This is a genomic window from Methanosarcina sp. 1.H.A.2.2 (assembly GCF_000979975.1).
In the GTDB taxonomy this organism is placed as follows: domain Archaea; phylum Halobacteriota; class Methanosarcinia; order Methanosarcinales; family Methanosarcinaceae; genus Methanosarcina.
Genome location: NZ_JJQL01000030.1, coordinates 62,916 through 84,442 on the forward strand (window position 1 = coordinate 62,916; position 21,527 = coordinate 84,442).

Here is a 21,527-nt window from a genome sequence, read left to right on the forward strand (position 1 = left end):
CGCTCCCGAAAAATCACTCTATATCGATTGAAGTTCGGGAACTGGACTCCAGCCGGTTAAAGGTAACTTCCAGCACACCATTTTTATATGTGGCTTTAGCACTCTGGGGGTCCACCTTTACGGGCAGTTCCACACGTTCGGAGTATTTTGGATTCCCATCTAATGTTTCGATGTCAAGTATTAAATCAGTTGCGTTCAGTTGAATGTTTTCTTTCTCGATGCCCGGCATCTCGGCAACCACGTGGACTTTTTCCTCGGATTCCAGTACATCAATAAGGGGTTTTCTTATGTCAAGATAGCGTTTTTCTCCGGTTTCCATCTGTTCAAACATAGGGATATTCCCAAATTCCCGGATTTCAGGCTCTTCCCCTGCCCGCTGGGTTACGGAAAAACCGTAAACAAAAGGGTGCTGCCCGAAGTTATCCATACTCATGCCCATAGCCCTGCTAAGGCGCTCGAACATTTCGTCCATGTCCTTAAGGGGATCAATTCCGAATATTTCATCGAAAAAACTTCTTTTTCTCCTGTCTCTGTCCATCTCATCACATCATTATTAAGTTATGCGTCTTGAGTTTCTTAAGTGAGTATTACCCAAATCAGTAAGGTTATTAATTGAAATGGTTATTTTCCACTAAAATTAAAAAGACCGGTATTAACCGGTATGTCAGGCAAAGCCTCATTCGGACTGCGGAAAACTCGGAACTTCTGTTCCCTCGCTTTCCTTTTCCTGTTCTTTTGCTTCGGAAGATTCTTCCTCAAACTCAGTTGCATACCTGGCAAAGAGTTCGGCACTCTTCTCATACGCACTCAGGTTTTCTCTGGATATTGTAGGCTTTACACGGCGGATTGCTTTTTCAAAGTGTTTTTTGGAAAGCCTAACGTCCCCTATCTTCTCCTGGATGTCCTTTCGGTTGATACCGGGGGTAACTATTTCCCTGAGGGCGAGCATTGCCGCTTCCCTGCAGACTCCTTCGATATCCGCACCCACATATCCCTCGGTCAGATCAGCAAGTTCTGAGAGGTTTACGTCTTCTGCAAGAGGTTTTTCTTTTGTGTGGATCTCAAAGATCTTCTCCCTGCCTTCTTTTTCGGGCGGCCTGATGTAAATAAGCCTGTCAAAACGGCCAGGTCTGAGGAGAGCAGGGTCTACCATATCCGGCCGGTTTGTAGCAGCAACTATGATCACGTCCTTGAGTTCCTCTACCCCGTCAAGTTCTGTAAGGATCTGGCTTACCACTCTTTCGGAGACGTGAGTATCGGAAACAGAGCTTCTTTCCGGAGCAATGGAGTCAATCTCATCAAAGAAAATTACAGTCGGGGCAGACTGCTTTGCTTTTCGGAATGTTTCCCGGATTGCACGCTCGGATTCACCCACATATTTACTGAGCAGTTCGGGGCCTTTTATACTTATAAAGTTGGCTTCACTCTCGCTTGCAACAGCTTTTGCGAGCAAAGTCTTGCCTGTCCCCGGAGGCCCGAAAAGCAGTACACCTCTCGGAGGCTTTATACTGACAGCCCTGAACATTTCGGGATACTTAAGGGGCCATTCCACAGACTCGATAAGTTCCTGTTTTGCTTTCTCAAGGCCGCCTATATCATCCCAGCCCACATGCAGAACTTCAACGTAGACTTCTCGCATGGCCGAAGGCTCGATGTTCTTCAGGGCTTCCCTAAAGTCCTCCTTCGTAACCACCAGGTTGTCAATGATTTCCTGTGGGATCTCCTCTTCGATATCGATTTCAGGAGTGATCCTTCTAAGGGCGTGCATCGCGGCCTCCTTGCAGAGCGAGGACAGGTCCGCTCCCACAAAACCATGGGTCACATCTGCAATTTCACCAAGGTTCACTTCATCTTCAAGAGGCATCCCTCTGGTGTGGATCAGGAGAATCTGCTTTCTGCCGTTCCGGTCAGGAACTCCAATTTCAATTTCCCGGTCAAACCTTCCACCGCGGCGGAGAGCTTCATCAATGGAATTAGGGCGGTTTGTGGCAGCTATGACCACGACTTCCCCCCTGGACTTGAGCCCGTCCATCAGGGAGAGCAACTGAGCAACTACTCTTCGTTCCATTTCTCCGGTAACTTCACTGCGTTTGGGAGCAATGGAGTCAATTTCGTCTATGAAGATAATGGAAGGTGCATCCTTCTCAGCCTCTTCAAAGATCTCACGGAGCTTTTGTTCACTTTCCCCATAATATTTGGAAACGATTTCAGGACCGCTTATGGTGATGAAATTGGCATCAGTTTCACTTGCGACTGCCTTTGCAATCAACGTCTTCCCCGTTCCGGGAGGGCCGTGAAGAAGGACTCCTTTAGGAGGCTCAATTCCCAGCTTCTGGAAGAGTTCAGGGTGCCTCATTGGCAGCTCAATCATTTCCCTGACAAGCTGAATTTCCCGCCTGAGCCCCCCGATGTCCTCGTATGAGATGCCTTCCGGAGCCTTGATTTCCTCAAATGATTTTTCCTTGATAACAATTTCAGTGTCTTTGGTGACAACAACCGGCCCTGTGGGTCTTGTAGATGCTACGATGAAAGTAAGGGGGTTATTTACAGTTTCAACCCTGATCTGCTGACCTTTGTTCAGAGGTCTGCCCTCGATTATTCTCAGGATGTAATGGGCGCCGCCCACAAGCCTGACAGGCTGGGATGGAGCAAGTGTGACCCTTTGCGCATGCTTTGCCTGGACCTTCTGGATCGTAACCCTGTCATCAATTCCAACCTTTGCATTGCTGCGCAGGTTTCCGTCTATTCTGATCCTGTTCTCCTGCCCGCGCTCGACATTAGGCCAGACAATTGCATAAGTCCTGGATTTACCTGAGATTTCAATTATATCTCCGCTCACAAGATCCATTTGCTGCATCAGAAGGATATCGATTCTTGCAATTCCCCTACCCACATCTTTATGATACGCCTCAGCTACTCTCAGATTCATTTCTTCAGTCATTTATTCTCAACCCCGGTCTCACATACTCTCCAGTACTGCTGGTTATTTTTAATCGTGTATTCAACAAAACCCCTTTCTGCAAGGTCCGTAAGGTTAGACATTATAATGCTAGGGTGAAGACGCAGGTTATAGCAGAGGACAGCCGATGTAGCCTCATTTTTCAGAAGCTCGAACAGGAGCTCACATTCTACAGGGTTTCTGGCAACCTCTTCAATTGAGTCCAGGCATCTGTCCATCAGTTCCGTATATTCAACCTGTAGCTTTTTCTGCATTTGCACAAGCTCTTCCTGCCTTGCTTTAAGTTCCCGGAGCTTGTCGCTCAGTTTAAGGAAGAAGCAGGATGATTCATCTCTAGCAACAGTTTCATTCTTCTCGACAGCAGATCTTTCCCCTTTATTCTCCCTGTCAAAATGAATGTCCTGAAGAGACATTGTATATGCATAAGGTGATACGGAAACCTCAAGCCTCATGTTATTTGCAATATTGAAGTACTTGCGCCTCTGCTCATCCACACTGAACTCGATCAGCCCTGCCTGTTCTAACAAGCTCAGATGACTGATAATCGCCTTTGGTCCTACCCCCAGCCTGCCTGAAATTTCACTGACATAGCAGGGGCGGTTTGCAAGAAGCTGAATTATCTTCCTGCGGTTTTCATTCCCCAGGATGTCAAGTAATTTTGCCGGGTCCATGTTTTTCCCTCTTGTGATTCCTGAAATGTTATGATGTATTCCAGCAACGAATGCCAAAGCAACAGGTTCTGGCTTTTAACTTATTCTGCGTCTTTCAGATAAAGGATTATGATGTTTATGAGGTATAATCATTACAGCCATCACACCTTTAACAACGATTTTCGGCTACGTTCCTGCAGTGCTTTTTTTCCTTGCCTGTTTTTCAGTTGCGTTCCTGTGTACGTTGATCCCCGGGCTCGGAGATTGAGTAAATTCCCCAAAGTAGAATTTTACTGAAAACCCCCTGTAAGGGAGCTCTTATCTTAATACTGAATTTGAACTAACCGTGAAGTAGTAATGATTAGTTAGTAACCTTTAGTTAGCATGCATAGTATATAGATGTTATTGAGACCCGCGCTTTGTATGAAAATCGCTAAAAAGAAGATAGAAAAAAACTGCGAAGAGCAAAAAACCACAATAAACAAATAACATAAGAAACTTATTTTAACTGAAAAAGCGAGCTTGGTAGGAAGGATTCTGTTGTATCTAAACCGGAATGTGAAAATCAAAATTTGCGTCTTCATCGGACTCATTTTTCTGTTATTGACAGGCCCAACATCAGCAGATACCATTGAAGTGGACAACGGTGGGGAAGGGGATTACAAATCAATACAGAAAGCAATAAATAATTCAAATCCAGGAGACACAGTCCTCGTTTATCCCGGCACTTACAAGGAGAATATTGTCGTCGACAGGGAATTAAGAATCATATCAAAATCCAGAAATCCGGAAGATACCATCGTCCTGGCTGCCACTCAAAAAGAGCATGTTTTCAAAGTTGCTTCGGATAATGTGACAATTAGAGGATTTAAAATAAAAGATGCCTCGGGAATTCCGGGGAACTATAAATATGGGATTTATCTTGACGGGACAAAGAACTGCATAATTGATAACAACTACATCTCAAACAACAGGGAAGGTATTCTTTTAATTGATTCCAGCAACAACACCCTTATTAACAACAAGCTTCCGAAGAACAACGACGCTGGCATTATACTCAGGTCTTCGGACCACAACACGGTCAGGAGCAATCATGCGTCAGGCAATATCGCAGGAATTTTAATAATTTATTCTTCCGCCAATAACACGATAGACGGAAATACAGTCTCCGAAAACACAATAGGCATTGAAATCCAGGGAAATAACAACACCATAAGGAACAATACCATACTGGATAATGAGAAATACGGAATAGGCATTGAATCTTCTGCTGACAATGCAATAAGCAATAACACAGTAAACTTGAACAAAAGAAACGGCATCTTGATTGGATTTTCGAAGAACAACACCCTGAAAAACAACACTATAAACTTTAATGGCATGGATGGCATCTTTTTACTTTACTCTAATAATAACACAGTGAACGGCAATAATGCTTCGAATAACGTAAACCACGGGATCGGCCTGATGGACTGTGACTATAATATTCTCAATAACAACTTCGTGAACCGGAATAATGCAAACGGAATTCATCTCTGGAACGAGGGAACTGAAATTGATGATGATGCTATTTTTGAATGGGGAGGGTCAGGTGACAATATCCTGAGCAACAACACCGCTTCAAATAACACGGCTTACGGCATCTACATCGGCATTTCAAGTGACAACAATATGCTGAAGAATAATTCGATATACTCAAACGGAAAATACGGAATTTTTCTTGCGGAAGCGAGCCGCAATAATGAGCTTGAAGATAATAGTATAGATTCAAACCAGCTGGGAAAGGTTCTGGTCAGTTCCGATGATACTCTTATTGGCTCCAGTGAACTCAGCACACCTGAAGGCAGTTCACAGGAAATGGGGAAAGAGCCGGGGACGCGGTTAAGAGAGATGCCGTTCAACGGTTGCTTTATGACAATAGCCACTGTTGGGATGGCATCAATCATCATGAAAAGAAAAAGGGATAAGAGACCTGATCTGGAAAAACAGGATAAATGGCTATAAGGTATGAGATACCGGGCAACATTTATTACCCGGTCGTTAAAATGCCTTAATCATCAAAACTTCATCCCCGTAATTTGAGGTTTCAGCCGTGACTTTCCAGGTCGGGTAATATGTAGTTTGACCGTCATATCTGTAGGGATAAGTGTCAAAACCGTTGAAATAAACAAATTTGACATCAGTGATCCTGATCCTTCCCAGTGAAAACATCGGCAGATTACCCTTCTGAGTGACGAAGTTTCTGTTTCTTACCTGCTGGATTATGTATTTACCGGAGTCATTGAAACCCATTGTTTGAAAACTTGCTATTTGTATGGATTCCAGATCAGTAGCACTATCGGTTAAGTTAAACCTGCTTTCCGCAATCTCATTATTCGTGACAAGGAAATAGATTTCCCCGGTAGATCTGTTATTATAAGACTCGCTGGAGCTAATAAAACTGACATTCAGGGTGCTTGAGGAAGATTTCCCCTGATACACCGGAAGCTGATTTACAGGTATTGAAGGAATTTCAGTGTCAAGGGTTACTCTTTGATTTGTAAGAGTGTTCCATATCTGTACAGTCCTTCTGTAAGGCGTATCCTCTTTCATGGGAGGATAATAATTAAAAGTCTCATAGAATAGAGGAAGAGCACAGTATAATACTGCCATGCCAATGATGATTGCAATTACACTTTTTGCTTTTTCCTGCATATGTATTAAACCTCCTCAGGCAGATTCAATCCCGGTTGCCATCGGAGATTCCGGGTGGTCTATGAGGTCGATATGCAGTATGTTAGATGAGCCGGGCGCTATTTCTTCGAATATGCAGTCTTCATCGACCGTACATTTTTCAATCTCAGAAAAACTTCCTGCTGAACCAGAGATAAAAATGAGCCTGATGGGATTCAACGAGTGTATGAGCCTCTCTTGATCTTGTTTCCAGTCAATTATAAATACAGTATGAACAGTTTTCCCATTATATTGCTCAGAGGTAACTGCAATATTATACATCAGGTCTTCAAACTCTATGGAACCGCTAAATAGCTCACCGCATACATAGAAAGTTGCCTTACTTTGAGGGATTCCTTTAACATACCCCGAATAGCGATATGACTTCCCTCCGTTAAGTCTGGAAATCTCCTCGATTTTTACTTCAAAATCTCTCTCCAATAACCTGAGATTAACATTCCCATTTGTAGCGGCATTCTCGAATTCCTGAACATCTATTGTAACAGTTTCAAACCCATCCCAGTGTCCCTGGAACTCAAGCGAACTATCCTGAATCTCGATCTTCTGAACGATATTGTCTCCAGGGATTCCTGAAAATTCCTTGAAGGAGCTTTCATTAAAAACAATTTCATCAAGCTGCGTTCCAGAATATTCAGAAGTTTTAGCTTTGCTATTGTCATCAGCTAAAACCAGAAATACTGAAAAAGCAGCCAGAGTCAGGAAGGCTGTAAGTACTATTATTGTACTACTTAATTTCATTCGAATCCCCCAACTTGGAGATAATAAATAACAAACACTCCAACCAAGAATAGATCTGCGCTCTTCCTAGAAGAACTTTGTTCTTTTAGTTCATACTTTTGTACATTGGCACTATAACGCCAATAAAAGAAATAAAAAAACTTCAGGATAAGAGAAATAAGTATAAAAAGTTAGACTGAAAGAATAGAGCATTAAAGAACGTGAAAAAGTTTTGAAGATGAGATTAAAATGGAAAGGTTGACAAAAAAGAAAATGATCAGAATTATCTATGCTTTTTTGCTTTTGATTTATCTTTTTGTCTTTCCTTCTGCTGGTTAAAAACAGAGGGCAGGTGGAGGGCATATGAACCTTCTTCCCTGATTGCCATAACAAGTTCTTTTCGCTCTAAAAGGGAATCCAGATTAAGTTCATAAGAGCCAGGCCCGAGAATCCTTACAGATTCCACCCTCTCTTCCTCAGTTTTGTTTTCATTTTCTGATTGCTGCCCCCTGTCTATTTCTCCAGATGCAAGGGCCTCATCAATATTCCTGACAGCCTCGTCCAGAGAGGCTTCCAGATCCAATTTTTGTTCTTCCAGAGCGGGCCTTCCCTGGTTTTCCAAACCTTCTGGTTCTATTTTCACATAGAGGAACTTATTCCAGCCGCAGCTCGGGCAGCCGCTGAGGATTACAGAATCCCCGTCTTCAAAAATGGTTCCGCATCTGGTACATCTATGGGGCATGAGTTCACCGGTAATCAATAATATGAACTTAATTGCTGCAAGTCTTATAACCGTACAGTAAATAGCTTACTTGGTACATGTCTTAGGTACATGTCTTAAATTTATATTAAATGAGTGACTTAAATGGGTGCCTTAACGAAATATGAGATTTACTCTTTATACGAGATTGGCACTTATATCAGTATACCTTAAATGGTCTCTTGAATAAATACCTTTAATAAATATGTATATTTGTATTTACGACTTTTTTAGTAGTAGTTTTAAACGAAAGATTTGCTTTTGAAAAGGGGGACGTTTTACCCTTACCGGCTGCAAACCTCCTTTTATCAGTAGAAGGCATAATTCTTAGTTTTCCTGGTATCTAATGTAAGCCATTAATATGCAAATTGATGATACCCAAACTAACTATGCACAAACTAACTATGCACAAACTAACTATGTACAAACAAATAGTAGACCTTTTTATAGAAGTTTCCAGTACTCCTTCCCATCAATAACCTCAGAACTGGTTCTATGGATTCGAACCATTTCTTCCAGAACTTCCGGAAGCCTGCCAGGTTGAGTGATTTCAAAAACTACGGGGTCAAGGGCATGGTTTACGTAGAGGCTGTGTTTAAGATCTTCAAGACTCCAGAGTTTTTGAGGATTTTTTCTCATGCTTTTTGCCAGAATACTTATCATGTCTTCCATAAAATTCCAGGGATAGACAATCCAGGCCCAGTCTTCAAGCCGCTCTCCTACATAATCAGGCTCGATTTTCGAGCTCCCCAGGTATTGTAAGGAAGCGGTTCGGACCTCTTTTGGGTTCCTGCATTCTACGTAAGCCTTAGCACTGATCATACTTTCCCCGGTATCTACAATGTCATCTACGATAAGCACTTTTTTGCCTTCCATTACATTGTTTGAGAGAGGGTACCGTATATAGGGTTCACCAGTGTCAATAGCTGCAGTCCCAATGTAGTGCTCGATTTTCAGACTGGACAGGTCATCAAGCCCCAGGAAATCACACAGCACACGTCCTGCAAACCAGCCTCCTCTGGCAAGCGCGATAATAACGTCCGGCTCATACCCCGAACTTTTGATTTCTCTTGAAATGTTTCGGCACAGGTTGTAAATGTAATCCCAGTTAGTAAGCACACATCTAAACGATTCTATGTAAAACCCTCCCGGATCCGGAACCCGGTACATTGAAAGGAAATTTACGGTTTAAGGAGCACTTGTTTCCAGACTCTACCTTCGAGATTATATAATTCAGACCATAGACTTTAAGTTTTCTTATCTTGTTAAAAAAATAGTTCCGAAAAAGACTAAAAAAGAAATGCTTTAAAAACAAATTTAAAAGCCTTGTCTGTTTAATATGACGCAGTTAAACTATTATTTTAAAGAAGTCTTTAAATTAAAGACCCTTAAATTAAAGACCTTTAATACTATTTCCGGAAAGAACAGCCTCCTTTTAGAAAACTCCATGAGTTCAGGAGGAGTAAAAAATAAATTCTCCAGTAGAAAAGGGAATCTGGAAAGTGAGACCAATGGATAAAATGCTGATAGAACTGCTCTTTATGTCCCAGAAAAGAAAGGACCTTTTACTCCTTCTAAGAGACGGAGGGAAAACACTAGAAGAGATCGTAGATATTCTTAATGTTACCCCGACAGGGATGCTTCCCCAGATCAAAAAATTAAAGGAGGAGTTTCTAGTTTTGCAGGAGGATAGGGAATACAGGCTTACCCCTCTGGCAGAAGTTCTGGTCGAAAAAATGAAACCCCTGATTGACATTCTTGAGGTTATTGAGGAACATAAGGATTTCTGGCAGGAGCGTGATCTGACTGGTTTGTCTCCAGCCTTTCTTAAGAGGCTTAACGAATTAAAACCTTATTCTCTTGTAAAACCCGATCCCGACAAAATTTTCGAGACTCCTGCAGTGTTTCTGGAAAATATGGAAAAATCAACAAACATACTATCTCTATCTTCGATATTCCATCCGGTATTTCTGGAGACGTTTCTGCGGACTGAGAATAACGATGCTGAAATTACCCTTATAGTAACAAAAAGAATTTATGAAAGGCTAAAAAACGACTTTGAAAAAGAACTAAAACTTTATCTGAACCAGGAAAAGAAGCGACTTTTTGTCTGCGCTGACGAAGTAAAAATAGCCATGCTGACAAAAACCGAACATTTCATGATGGCTGATTTCCTTACATGGAAAGGAGCCTATGATCAGGAGAGTGTCATAAGCTTCGAACCTGCTCCTTTGAAATGGGCTGAAGATCTGATTCTCCATTATAAAGATCAGGCTCAGGAGATAAAGGGATAAATTTTGGTAAAAAGGTTATCGAGAGAAGGCTTTATCTCAACATATATTTTTCCGTCTCTACAGACGAAAAAAGATCCTGATTTTTCTTTATAGAGATCACCGACATTATATCCGGAAGTATTGCAATTTTCGTAATCAAGAACCCTGATACTGAACCCCAGCCTGTACAGGCTGTTTTTCTTCAACAGAGTAGAATGATACTTCGGAGTGCCGTTTAAAAAATGAAAGACCCTCTCGACACTCCAATCCTCCCACTTTATTAGCTTATTATATTCTTCGGGTTTGATTTTTCTGGCTCTTCGTGTTGGAGTGTCAACTGGCTGCTGTTTAATCCCAACACTCCCGTTTTCAAGAGCCTCCATCGCCTCTGAGAGCAGTTTAATTCCGGTAGAGACTAACTTTTGACCGGTTTCTTCGAGTTTCTCCCCAGAACTTATAAAGACACGTTCCTGGCAGATGATATCCCCTGTATCTTCTCCCTTATCCACATAGTGGAGGGTTATACCGGGATCAAGTATATAATCATAATATTCCCAGAACAGCGGATTTGGTCCCCTGTACTCCGGAAGGTACGAATGATGAAGGTTAATAGTACCATATAAAGGAATATTGAAGATATTCTCCTTCAACAGGTAAGACATAGAATATATAACGATAAGATCAGGTTCCACACACCGGATCCATTTTTCCAGATTCTTACTGTCCCCTTTTCTGAGATAATAATAAGGGATCTGCAGTTTTCTGGAGAACAGTTCTAAGCTTAAAGGATTCGAGGTAAACGAATAGTGAATACCTGTAAGAAACATTCCTGTTGCTCTGAGAAATTTATTTGGTTCGTTTGTTGGGGCACAATCAACAATTCCCACCACTTCGTGTTTCGAGTCTATAACTGATTGTAAAACTTGCGTGATGCCCTGTGTGATAACCACAACCCTCAATCAAATCCCACCAAAAATTTCATTTGACACCGGAAAAAAGTAAAGCTTGCTAAAGGCACTTTTTTAACTCCTCCTTTAATTCCCACCTTAAGCCAACTCGCACCGTAAGCTGATTATTTAAGCTGATTACTTAAGCTGATTACTTAAGCTGATTACTTAAGCTGACTACTTAAGCTGACTACTTAAGCAGATTTTAGCTATCTATGTTTTGTGGACTCAAATTAAAAGCCTGCCTGAGCCAGTTCCGTATATTATTTTAGATTATTACAAAAACAATTCATCTTAAAGAGAGGAATGTAGTTCATACAATAAAAAATATGAGAAAACTTAATGCTGTAAACCCGGGTGTTTCAATTTCCCTATTTATTAAGATGAAAAAATGAGTGGAGTTCTATAACATCATCTGTTGCTATCGATTATTAGAATCTTTACAGGACTATGTATACTCGAAAAAGTGGCAGGGCTATTGCTATTCAAAAGAAAAAATAAACTTACTGTTAAAGCTGCGAACAGAACTGAAGTTTAAGCAAAGGATAAATCCAAACAGTCTTATCCTTCCATATATAAATTTGAAGAAACAAGAGGGAGATAAATGAAAAGAAGGATAAATAGCAGTTCTGTAAAAACTATTAGACTGATTGCAGTCCTGTTCATGATATTTACAGTTGCTCTTTCCGGCTGTGTTGAGGACGAGCAGAATAATACGACGGATAACCAGACAGAAGGTCCAGCAAACGAGGGTCAGAATACAAGTAATGAAGAATACATATATGGTATGGCAAACGTAGAAAGTATTGAAATTCTGACTCTGGAATCTTTCCCCGTGCAGATAAAAGTGATATCAGAAGGCTACCTGCCTGACGGATGCACTGAGATTGACGAAATAAATACTGAAAGGGAAGGAAATAATTTCAATATCACTATCACTACAAAGCGTCCAAAAGATGCAATGTGTACCCAGGCTATAGAGAACTTTACAACAACGATTCCTCTTGATGTACAGGGCCTCAGCGCCGGAAACTATACTGTAAACGTTAACGGAGTAACCGGGTCATTCGAACTTGCGGTTGATAACACGTTAGATGAATTGCCAGGTCCTGCGCCATCTGGACAGCAGGAAATAACCGAGTCTGACAACGGAACGACCATAAGTCTCAAAAAAGGAGAGACTTTTTACCTGAAACTTAAGGAAAACCAGACTACAGGCTATTCCTGGGAACTCAACCTGAGCCAGGGACTCAGTCAGATTTCGGACAAATACTATCCCCCGGAATCTAAAGAAGGCGAAGAGCCTCTTGTTGGGGCCGGAGGGGTTCGTCAGTGGGAAATCAAAGCCGATTCAGAGGGAAACCAGCAGATAACAGCGGTATATAAAAGATACTGGGAAAATGAAACTGGCACGGAAGACAAATTTACACTTAATGTCAAAGTGGTCTGAACTGCAGTCTCGCTTTTCATGCCTCCTCCACCTTTTTTCATTCATGTAAGAGAGCCGGGGCATGAAAAAAAAATATTTTATGTAAGATGCAGCCTCTTTTTCCAGCGACCTCACGGGAGTCCCAGAGCTTGTTTTAAGTCTTTGAGACAACTGTCGCAGACATGCGACGTGCCTATCTGGGTACACCCAAGTATATTTACATCTTCCTTGTGTTCTATTTCTTCCGGGTTTCCGGAATAGCTTTCGCAATAGACCCCGCATTTTACCTCACAATAGGCTCCGCAAAACAAACATCTGGTCATAATATAATATGGGACTCAGGCTTTCAAATATCTTTCCCGAAAAGCCCCTAAAAGCCCCGAAGAGCTACCAGAGATGAAATTTGAACTAAAACCTGGTAAAGTTGGGTTGAAACCGTAAAGCTTCTAAAACCGAAAAGTGAACTACCCCTCCCTAAAATCTTTGCCTAACGGCTCAGATTTTTGAGGAAGGAGTCTTCCCGCCTGCGGAGATAAATTTTCCAAACTATACGGAAAGACCGGGGGGTCAAGCGAAAAGTATATAAGTAATCGTTAGTATGTTCAGGTAGTTGTCTCAGGCAAGATGCCTGACCTATAAAGCCCCGTAGCGGGGTGGGGTAGCCAGGAGATCCCGACGGGCTCATAACCCGTAGACCGATGGTTCGAATCCATCCCCCGCTATCGGAAAACTATCAGATAACTCTTTTCCTGAAGTATATCTTTTTGGTCAAAAAAGCGAAAAGCCCCGTAGCGGGGTGGGGTAGCCAGGAGATCCCGACGGGCTCATAACCCGTAGACCGATGGTTCGAATCCATCCCCCGCTATCAAACAATTTTTTTAGGAATTGGTTTCATTTTTTTGTACTTAATAATTTTGCATTAGCTCAGGTTTTGTACCGTACCTCTATTTTTTATATCCGGGCACTCATTAATATCCAGATTAATCAATCCTATCTTGATTAATCAATCCTATCTTGATTAATCAATCCTATCTTGATTAATCAATCCTATCTTGATTAATCAATCCTATCTTATGCGTTCTATCGTACCTTTTTAAAGCGTCGAAAACTCAAAGGCTTATTAAGTAAAGATCACTTTCTTATACAGGATTAACAGGATTAAAATAAATTCAAAAAAGATCACCTTCTTATATAAGGTAAAAATAAACGCAAGAAAAAGTAACCTTCTTGCACAGGTTAATAAACGGAACTTAAACTATCTTTTTATCCATTCTCAAAATTAAGCAGGACGATTCTCATATGGTAATGGAAAAACTCGGAGACTCCTTACAGGGGGCACTCAAGAAGCTGATCGGCGCAGGGAGAATTGATGAGCGCATGGTCAACGAAGTAGTAAAGGATATTCAGCGGGCTCTGCTCCAGGCCGACGTTAACGTAAAACTTGTCATGGGGATGTCCCAGAGAATCAAAGAACGTGCAATGAAAGAAGAACCTCCTGCGGGTGTGAATCCGAGGGAGCATGTAATCCGCATTGTGTATCAGGAACTGATGGAAATCATCGGGAAGGGAGCGGAGATACAGCTCAAACCCCAGACCATCATGATGGTGGGGCTGCAGGGGAGCGGAAAAACTACAAGCGCTGCAAAACTTGCCCGCTATTTCCAGAGAAAAGGGCTCAAAGCAGGTGTTGTTGCCGCAGATACCTTCCGGCCCGGGGCTTACCACCAGCTTAAGACCCTCTGTGAAAAGCTCAATGTTGGTTTTTACGGAGAAGAAGGAAATCCCGATGCTGTTGAGATTACCATACATGGGCTTAAAGCGCTTGAAAAATACGATATAAAAATAGTGGACACTGCAGGGCGGCACGCCCTTGAAGCCGACCTGATAGAAGAAATGGAACAGATCCATGCTGTTGCAAAACCCGACCACAAGTTCATGGTCCTGGACGCAGGCATAGGGCAGCAGGCAAGCCAGCAGGCTCATGCTTTCAATAACTCTGTGGGGATCACAGGAGTTATTATCACAAAACTGGACGGAACGGCAAAAGGTGGTGGAGCCCTTTCAGCAGTTTCCGAAACAAAAGCTCCGATTGCTTTTATCGGGGTTGGGGAAACCCCGGAAGACTTTGAAAAGTTCGAAGCTGACAGGTTCATTTCAAGGCTTCTCGGAATGGGAGACCTTAAGAGCCTGATGGAAAAGGCAGAGGAAAGCCTGAGTGAAGAAGACGTAAATGTTGAAGCCCTGATGCAGGGACGCTTCACCCTGAAGGATATGTACAAGCAGCTCGAAGCAATGAATAAGATGGGGCCTCTGAAACAAATCATGTCAATGCTCCCGATGGGCATGGGAGGAATGGGAGGCATGAAGTTATCAGACGAGATGTTCCAGGCTACCAGTGACAAGATGAAAAACTACAAGGTCATCATGGACTCAATGACAGAAGAGGAAATGACAGACCCCAAACTCATAGGTGGTTCAAGGATCAAGAGAATCTCAAGGGGTTCAGGCTGCAGCCCCGAAGATATAAGAGAGCTTCTGAAGTACCACAAAACCATGCAAACGGCTTTGAAAGGCTTTAGAGGCGGGAAATTCAATATTCAGAAAATGATGAAGAAAAAACTCGGGATGTAATAATCCCGGGACTCTTTTCTGTCGTTTTATACTTTTATTATCTTTACATCTCATTTTTTTCTGTGATTCTAAAAACTTGCAGGATTCTTTTAGAGAAACCTGATTCTTTTAGAGAAACCTGATTCTTTTAACACATTATTTAAAAAAATGAGAAACCCTTCCGTACTGACCACATTTCAGTACTGATCACAAACCTCAAAGAAGTTCATCAGTAACTCTTCTCCCTGCCTGGTGTGGGAAACCTCAGGATGCCATTGAACGCCATAAATCGGTTTTGTTGGGTGACGCATGGCTTCAATCTCACAGACATCTGAGCGGGCAAGATGGATAAAGCCTTCAGGAAGAATAGCAACCTCATCAGCATGGGAAGCCCATACAGTTGTTTTTGGGCCAAGTCCCCTGAGGATGTCGTCTTCTTCGAGGACCTCTATTTCAATCTCGGCATACCCGCCTTTTTTCCCTGCGTGGACATGCCCCCCGTAAGCCAGGGCAATTGCCTGGTGCCCAAGGCAGATTCCAAGAATAGGGATATCGATTTCCCGGGCATAGTCAAAACAAAGGCCTGCCCTTTCCATATCCGGCCCTCCGCTCAGGATCAGCCCATCAGGCTCTTCTGCCAGAATATCCTCGATTGGGGTTATATTGGGAATAATTTTTGTATCCATGTCAAGATCCCGGACAGCCCTGTGAATAAGGTGACAAAATTGTCCGTAATTATTTACAACAAGGATTTTTAATTCATTCATAGTGTCTTCCGTTCCTTTTTACAAATATGAAATGATTCTTAGCTCTGGGCTTATTCTCTTCGCCCATGTTATCCTATTTTAGCCCATGTTATCCTATTTTAATTCTTGTATCCTTTTGGCTTTGCTTCAGCTATTTCATACTTTTCAAATCCACAGTTTTCAGACTCATACAGCTACCTCAAAAAGAGAAGATATGCCAGAGCAACTATCGCAGGAATTGAAATAAGGAATAAACATCTAACCATAATAAACTGTCAAATAAGAGAAAACTTTAAGAACTGAACATTCTAGTACATAGATGTACAAAGTAGTTCAATTGACATTATCAAAATCCATAGTGACTGGAAAACTGGATCAGAATCAGGGCTTGAATAGGTTTAAATATAAGATGTGTGTTAGTATGTGACATACTAGCACGCTAGAAAGAATCAATTAATAAAAATCAATAAAATTTACAAATGAAGTAAATCAATTCAGAATTTAGGGGAACCACGATGTCAGAAATTGGCAAAAAAATACGCATAGAAAGGCTGATGAATCGGGAGAGCAGAAACATGGTCATTATTCCCATGGATCATGGGCTCTCCGACGGACCTATTGAAGGGCTTATCAACGTTACAGATACAGTTAATAAGGTTGCCGAAGGAGGAGCAAACGCAGTTCTCATGCAGAAAGGCATGGTCAAGTACGGGCATAGAGGATACGGTCATGACATCGGGCTTGTTGTGCATATCAGTGCCTCTTCCGTTCTGAGCCCTGACCCCAACGCCAAGGTGCAGGTATGTACTGTTGAAGAAGTGATAAAGATGGGAGCTGATGCAGTTTCCATGCATATCAACATAGGGTCTGATACAGAAACCGACCAGCTCGAAAAGCTCGGAACAATCTCCAGGGACTGCACGGAATGGGGCATGCCTCTTCTTGCTATGATGTACCCCAGAGGCAAAAAGATCACAAACCCCCACGACCCTGTAAATGTGGCACATGCTGCAAGGATTGGAGCTGAACTGGGAGCTGACGTTGTAAAAACCGTATACACCGGAGATCCTGACAGTTTCAGAGACGTGGTAAGGGGCTGCCCTGTGCCTGTAGTAATTGCAGGCGGACCGAAGACCTCAACCGACCTGGAACTTCTTGAAATGATTGACGGGGCAATGGAAGCGGGTGCAAGAGGAGCTGCAATAGGAAGGAATGTATTCCAGCACCGGGACCCTGTCAGGCTGACCCGAGCTATCTGCGAAATCGTACACCATAGAAGGCCTGTGGAAGAAGCTCTGGAGCAGTTAAAGTAAAAAGGATATTGAGAAGCAAAAATCAAGCCCGAAGTAAAAAAATAAAAACAAAAAAAGAAAAATACCGGATTAAAGGCCGGAGTAAAAAACAGATTTATGAACGGGGTTGAAAGCCTTTGAAAAAGAAAAGCGTCTGGATAAAAGCCGATGAAGGCGGATGGGAAGAACAGAAAGAGAGGATCACGACAGGCCTGGAATCCGGAGCCGACTGTATACTGGTAAACCCGGAAGTGGTAGAAAAAGTCCGGGAACTGGGAAACATTACAGTAGCAGCCTTTGCCCGCGACAATAAGTCAGGAGCTGACATCGTAGTCGTGGGAAAGAGAGGAGAAGGTGACGGGACAAAACCCCTGCCCCTGGAAATTCCGGGTTCTTTAGACGTAAACGCAGCAACCCTGCTCATGGACAAAGGCTTAACCGTAGGCGGATACGTAATCATAAAGGATAAACAGTATGAACGCTTCGCAGCCGAAATGGGAAAAATCTGCAATTATCTGCTTGTTACAGGCACTGACTGGAAAGTCATCCCTCTTGAGAACCTGATAGCTGACCTCCAGCGAGAGAAAGTAAAGATCATTTTCGGAGTGAAAAGTGCAGAGGAAGCAAGACTCGCCTTCCAGACTCTTGAAACAGGAGCTGATGGAGTCCTTCTGGATAGTGGAAATCCGCAGGAAATAAAAGATACGATCAAGGCTGCAAGAGAACTGGAAAGCGAAAGTGCCAAACTTGAGGCTGCGGTTGTAACCAGGGTAGAACCCCTTGGGATGGGAGACCGGGTCTGCGTGGATACATGCAACCTCATGCAGCGCGGAGAAGGCATGCTCATAGGTTCGCAGGCAGGCGGGATGTTCCTGGTAAACTCGGAGTCCGATGAAAGCCCTTACGTGGCAGCCCGTCCCTTCAGGGTAAATGCAGGTGCGGTTCACTCTTACATCAAAATCGGGGATAAAACCCGCTATCTTTCGGAACTCCAGACCGGAGATGCCGTAACTATTGTAGACTCAAAAGGGAAACAGCGGGAAGGTATAGTTGGCAGAGTCAAGATAGAAAGCCGCCCTCTCATGCTAATAGAAGCAAAAGCCAGAGACAGAACTTTAACTGCAATCCTGCAAAATGCCGAAACTATCAAACTGGTAGGAAAAGATGGAAACCCTATCTCAGTTGCAAAACTCAAGAAAGGAGATGAGGTCCTGGTCCGCCTCGAGGAAGGAGCCAGACATTTCGGCAAAAAAATAGAAGAAACGATTATAGAGAAGTGAACCAGGGAAAAAAGAATAATAACCAGATTCCCTAACTCCCAGCCCGGAGCGAGCAATGACGCAAATAGGCCCATTTGACCTTGAAAAAAAAACTGCAGTTGTTGCAGTAATCCTTGAAAAGCCTCTTGAAACTTCAAAAAAGGCAGCCGAAAAAGGAGCTGATATCCTTGAAATCCGGCTGGATTTGCTGGGAATCAGGGATCTGGAGAGAGCCGCAGAAATAATAAGGGAAATAAAATCCGAAGCCGGGCTTCCTGTAATCGCTACCAACCGCTCCAGGGCAGAAGGAGGAAAATGGGAAGGGACCGAGGAAGACCGAACAGGGCTTCTTACATATTCCCTTTCCCTTAAAGACGGGCCGGATGCTGTTGATATCGAACTCTCTGCCAGCAGGGAAGAGAGAGATAAAGTTATAAAAGCGGCTAAAGATCACGGAAAAACCGTAATCGTTTCTTCCCACGACTTTTCAAAAACTCCTTCTCCTCAGGAAATGAAAGCAATTCTTACAGAAATGTTTCTTGCAGGGGCAGATATTGCCAAACTTGCAGTGATGCCTCAGTCAATGGAAGACGTTCTTAATCTGCTGAGAATTACACTGGACCTCAGGAAAGAAGGAAAATCAGTATGCACCATCTCAATGGGCAAACCCGGAAAACATACAAGGGTAGTTGCCCCTCTTTATGGTTCGGTCCTGACATACGGTTCAGTAGAAAGCGGTGCAGCCGCAGCCCCTGGTCAGCTTCCGGTAGACGAAGTAAAGAAGATAATGGAAATGCTAAAATGAAGCGAGTTTTTGGTGTATTTGGAGACCCTATAGGTCATTCCCTTTCCCCTGCCATGCATAATGCAGCGTTTTCAGCCCTTGGCATGGACTGCGTCTATCACGCTTTCAGGGTCAGGCCGGAAAAACTGGAAAAAGCAATCCTTGGAGCTGAAGCTATGGGATTTGGAGGGCTTAACCTGACTGTCCCATTAAAAGAAGAAGCCCTGAAACTGGAATTCATCAAGCCTGACCCCCTTGCAGAGAGAATTGGAGCAGTGAATACTGTTGTCTTCGGAAAAACAGGAGAAATCCGGGGGTACAACACTGACGGACTGGGAGCAAGGCAGGCCCTTCGAGAGGCTGCAGTGGAAATGGAGGGGTCTAAAGTGGTGGTTGCAGGGGCAGGAGGAGCAGCAAGGGCAGTTGCTTTTCAGCTTGCAGCCGACGGAGCTGAAATCACCATAATAAACCGGACAGAAGAAAGGGCAGTAGAACTTGCAAAAGAGATTTCAGCTGCAGCCCTTCCGGGAAAAATAAGCGGGACCGGACTTTCAGGATTAAAAGAACTGTTGCAGGATGCAGATATCCTGATCAATACCACAACTCTCGGGATGCACCCGAACACAGATGCAACTATTGCAACAGCAAAAGAACTTCACAGCGACCTTACTGTTTTTGACATAGTCTATAACCCACTTGAAACCAGGCTTTTAAAGGAAGCAAAGGCTGCAGGAGCAAAAACCGTAAGTGGAGTTTTAATGCTTGTCTATCAGGGAGCAGAAGCTTTCAAACTCTGGACAGGTGTTGAACCTCCAGTAGAAATCATGAAAAAAACCGTACTGGAGGCTCTACAGACTTGAACACAGACCCTGAGAAACATAGTTCCGGAAAAACAAAGGTTCTGATCCTTGGCGGAACCGGAGAGATGGGGCAGTGGTTCACTCATTTTTTTAAAGAAAGGGACTATGAGGTTACAGTCTGGGGAAAGGGGGGCAAGGTGGAAGTCGCCCGGAAACTGAATGTACCTTTTGCTTCGGACCTTGAGGCAGCTATCCCTGAAAATGATATAGTAATAGTATCCGTTCCAATCAACGCAACGGAAGAAACTATTGCAGAAGTCGCCCCGAAGATGAAAGCAGGAAGCCTCCTTATGGATTTCACCTCCACCAAAGTAAAACCTGTTGAAGCCATGCGGAGATTTGCACCTGCGAATGTTGAGATTCTTGGAACACACCCCATGTTCGGGCCCACGATCCCCACCATCAGGGGACAAACAGTGATCCTTGTCCCGGTAAACGGGCGCTCGGAAAAATGGTTTCCGGTAATCAGGCAACTTTTTGAGGAAAGCGGCGCACATGTTGAAATCACGACAGCCGACGAGCACGACCGTCTGGTCTCAGTAGTACAGGGGCTCACTCATTTTGCTTATATAGCAATAGGGACGACCATTGACAGGCTTGACTTTGATATCAAGAAATCCAGGAAATTCGTAAGTCCGGTTTACAGTATAATGCTTGACTTTGTGGGCAGGATTCTGGGCCAGAACCCTTATCTCTACGCTCTTATCCAGATGGAAAACCCGGGTGTTCCGGAGGTGCATGAGGCATTTATAAAGGAATGTGAGGAACTTTCCAGCCTTGTGCGGGCTCATGATGATGAAGGCTTTGTAAGGAAAATGAAAGCTGCTGCCCGAAAATATGATGATACAGCCCATGCCCTGCGCAGGTCGGATAAGCTGATTAATTCCAGAATAACCGAGTATGAGACTATCATGAACTCGGTAGGAAAAGTCTGCGGCTTTTCTCACTTTTATTCCGGAAAGGTCCATGTAGGTACACTGGAAAAAGTGGGACCGAATGAGATAATAATTACAAAACTTGCCTCAAAAGGCACCGCTCCCCATATAAAGAACAAATTCATAAGACTCAAGCTTGAAAACCTTCGCCTTCTTTCAGAACCCGAATTGAGGGAGTGGAGAAAAGAAAACCTGAAGCATGCGATAAGGGATATTTCAGTCCTGATCCCTGAAGACGCCGATCCTGAAGTCATCCTGGGCGCAGTAACCACAAACAACCATCTTGTAGCCTGTCAGATCAGTGATACCTACAATGGGACTAAGGGGACAGAAGCTGAAAATGAGAAAAGAGGGCCGGAACGACTCGGAGTAACTTATAGGATAACTATTTTTGGAGATTGTAATGCAGATTCTGTCGAAACTGAGGTGACAACCCTTCTCTGTGGGCTTGGATGCCGGGTAAGGGAAAAAAACCTGAGGCTGAAGGAATGAAAAAGAACTTTTACCTTAGAGTTGTATTATTGATCATTGATCGCAGAGAAATTAATATAAACAATAAATAAATAGATACGG

Annotated in this window: 19 protein-coding genes and 2 tRNA genes; 11 read left to right on the top strand and 10 right to left on the bottom strand. The window is 43.2% G+C overall.

Features of this window, described 5'->3' with window-relative positions; translation table 11 throughout:
- Positions 1–13: 13 nt before the first annotated feature.
- From hsp20 to EO93_RS04645, 3 genes are all read right to left on the bottom strand, one after another.
- Positions 14–538: an archaeal heat shock protein Hsp20 gene (hsp20, locus tag EO93_RS04635; RefSeq protein WP_048132251.1), complete on the bottom strand. Its 525-nt coding sequence runs from the start codon at positions 536–538 to the stop codon at positions 14–16.
- A 138-nt stretch (positions 539–676) separates the two neighbouring features.
- On the bottom strand, positions 677–2,941 hold the full coding sequence (locus EO93_RS04640; protein WP_048161269.1) for a CDC48 family AAA ATPase: 2,265 nt from the start codon (positions 2,939–2,941) through the stop codon (positions 677–679).
- On the bottom strand, positions 2,938–3,630 hold the full coding sequence (locus EO93_RS04645) for an ArsR family transcriptional regulator (protein WP_048161270.1): 693 nt from the start codon (positions 3,628–3,630) through the stop codon (positions 2,938–2,940). Before EO93_RS04645 ends, EO93_RS04640 begins: the two co-directional genes overlap by 4 nt.
- A gap of 537 nt (positions 3,631–4,167) precedes the next feature.
- Between EO93_RS04645 and EO93_RS04650 the strand changes: the two genes are divergently transcribed.
- Complete coding sequence (locus EO93_RS04650; protein WP_048161271.1) at positions 4,168–5,613, top strand: nitrous oxide reductase family maturation protein NosD; 1,446 nt, start codon at positions 4,168–4,170, stop codon at positions 5,611–5,613.
- Between the two features lie 36 nt (positions 5,614–5,649).
- Here EO93_RS04650 and EO93_RS04655 read toward each other — a convergent pair whose 3' ends face one another.
- From EO93_RS04655 to EO93_RS04670, 4 genes are all read right to left on the bottom strand, one after another.
- Positions 5,650–6,303, bottom strand: a complete 654-nt coding sequence (locus tag EO93_RS04655) for a hypothetical protein (protein WP_048132258.1) — start codon at positions 6,301–6,303, stop codon at positions 5,650–5,652.
- A gap of 15 nt (positions 6,304–6,318) precedes the next feature.
- On the bottom strand, positions 6,319–7,080 hold the full coding sequence (locus tag EO93_RS04660; RefSeq protein ID WP_052735382.1) for a hypothetical protein: 762 nt from the start codon (positions 7,078–7,080) through the stop codon (positions 6,319–6,321).
- A 262-nt stretch (positions 7,081–7,342) separates the two neighbouring features.
- Positions 7,343–7,801, bottom strand: coding sequence for a Zn-ribbon domain-containing protein (locus EO93_RS04665; RefSeq protein WP_048132260.1), 459 nt, complete (start codon positions 7,799–7,801; stop codon positions 7,343–7,345).
- A 462-nt stretch (positions 7,802–8,263) separates the two neighbouring features.
- The gene (locus tag EO93_RS04670) at positions 8,264–8,989 is read right to left on the bottom strand and encodes a phosphoribosyltransferase (RefSeq protein ID WP_048132263.1); all 726 of its coding nucleotides are present in this window, start codon (positions 8,987–8,989) and stop codon (positions 8,264–8,266) included.
- Positions 8,990–9,330: 341 nt separating this feature from the next.
- Here EO93_RS04670 and EO93_RS04680 point away from each other — a divergent pair, with 341 nt between their 5' ends.
- Positions 9,331–10,113 (top strand): winged helix-turn-helix domain-containing protein, encoded by a 783-nt coding sequence (locus EO93_RS04680; protein WP_048132267.1) that lies wholly within the window; start codon positions 9,331–9,333, stop codon positions 10,111–10,113.
- Here the strand turns inward: EO93_RS04680 and EO93_RS04685 are convergent.
- The gene (locus EO93_RS04685) at positions 10,095–11,042 is read right to left on the bottom strand and encodes a formyltransferase family protein (protein ID WP_235284111.1); all 948 of its coding nucleotides are present in this window, start codon (positions 11,040–11,042) and stop codon (positions 10,095–10,097) included. The two genes, EO93_RS04680 and EO93_RS04685, sit on opposite strands and share 19 nt — an antisense overlap.
- 601 nt (positions 11,043–11,643) lie before the next feature.
- Between EO93_RS04685 and EO93_RS04690 the strand changes: the two genes are divergently transcribed.
- The gene (locus tag EO93_RS04690; RefSeq protein WP_048161273.1) at positions 11,644–12,489 is read left to right on the top strand and encodes a protease inhibitor I42 family protein; all 846 of its coding nucleotides are present in this window, start codon (positions 11,644–11,646) and stop codon (positions 12,487–12,489) included.
- A 110-nt stretch (positions 12,490–12,599) separates the two neighbouring features.
- Here the strand turns inward: EO93_RS04690 and EO93_RS16745 are convergent, their stop codons facing one another.
- Positions 12,600–12,791: a hypothetical protein gene (locus tag EO93_RS16745; protein WP_082098431.1), complete on the bottom strand. Its 192-nt coding sequence runs from the start codon at positions 12,789–12,791 to the stop codon at positions 12,600–12,602.
- A gap of 324 nt (positions 12,792–13,115) precedes the next feature.
- Here EO93_RS16745 and EO93_RS04695 point away from each other — a divergent pair.
- From EO93_RS04695 to EO93_RS04705, 3 genes are all read left to right on the top strand, one after another.
- A tRNA-Met gene (locus EO93_RS04695) sits at positions 13,116–13,190 on the top strand.
- A 68-nt stretch (positions 13,191–13,258) separates the two neighbouring features.
- A tRNA-Met gene (locus tag EO93_RS04700) sits at positions 13,259–13,333 on the top strand.
- Between the two features lie 434 nt (positions 13,334–13,767).
- On the top strand, positions 13,768–15,099 hold the full coding sequence (locus EO93_RS04705; protein WP_048132270.1) for a signal recognition particle protein Srp54: 1,332 nt from the start codon (positions 13,768–13,770) through the stop codon (positions 15,097–15,099).
- Between the two features lie 176 nt (positions 15,100–15,275).
- Here the strand turns inward: EO93_RS04705 and EO93_RS04710 are convergent, their stop codons facing one another.
- Positions 15,276–15,845, bottom strand: coding sequence for a GMP synthase subunit A (locus EO93_RS04710; protein ID WP_048161274.1), 570 nt, complete (start codon positions 15,843–15,845; stop codon positions 15,276–15,278).
- A gap of 494 nt (positions 15,846–16,339) precedes the next feature.
- Between EO93_RS04710 and EO93_RS04715 the strand changes: the two genes are divergently transcribed.
- From EO93_RS04715 to EO93_RS04735, 5 genes are all read left to right on the top strand, one after another.
- On the top strand, positions 16,340–17,137 hold the full coding sequence (locus EO93_RS04715; RefSeq protein ID WP_048132274.1) for a 2-amino-3,7-dideoxy-D-threo-hept-6-ulosonate synthase: 798 nt from the start codon (positions 16,340–16,342) through the stop codon (positions 17,135–17,137).
- Positions 17,138–17,253: 116 nt separating this feature from the next.
- Positions 17,254–18,396 (top strand): 3-dehydroquinate synthase II, encoded by a 1,143-nt coding sequence (locus EO93_RS04720; RefSeq protein WP_048161275.1) that lies wholly within the window; start codon positions 17,254–17,256, stop codon positions 18,394–18,396.
- Positions 18,397–18,451: 55 nt separating this feature from the next.
- On the top strand, positions 18,452–19,180 hold the full coding sequence (aroD, locus tag EO93_RS04725; protein ID WP_048161276.1) for a type I 3-dehydroquinate dehydratase: 729 nt from the start codon (positions 18,452–18,454) through the stop codon (positions 19,178–19,180).
- Positions 19,177–20,019, top strand: a complete 843-nt coding sequence (locus EO93_RS04730) for a shikimate dehydrogenase (RefSeq protein ID WP_048161277.1) — start codon at positions 19,177–19,179, stop codon at positions 20,017–20,019. Before aroD ends, EO93_RS04730 begins: the two co-directional genes overlap by 4 nt.
- The gene (locus tag EO93_RS04735) at positions 20,016–21,446 is read left to right on the top strand and encodes a prephenate dehydrogenase (protein WP_048161278.1); all 1,431 of its coding nucleotides are present in this window, start codon (positions 20,016–20,018) and stop codon (positions 21,444–21,446) included. The genes EO93_RS04730 and EO93_RS04735 overlap by 4 nt, the downstream gene beginning before the upstream one ends.
- Positions 21,447–21,527: the final 81 nt, after the last annotated feature.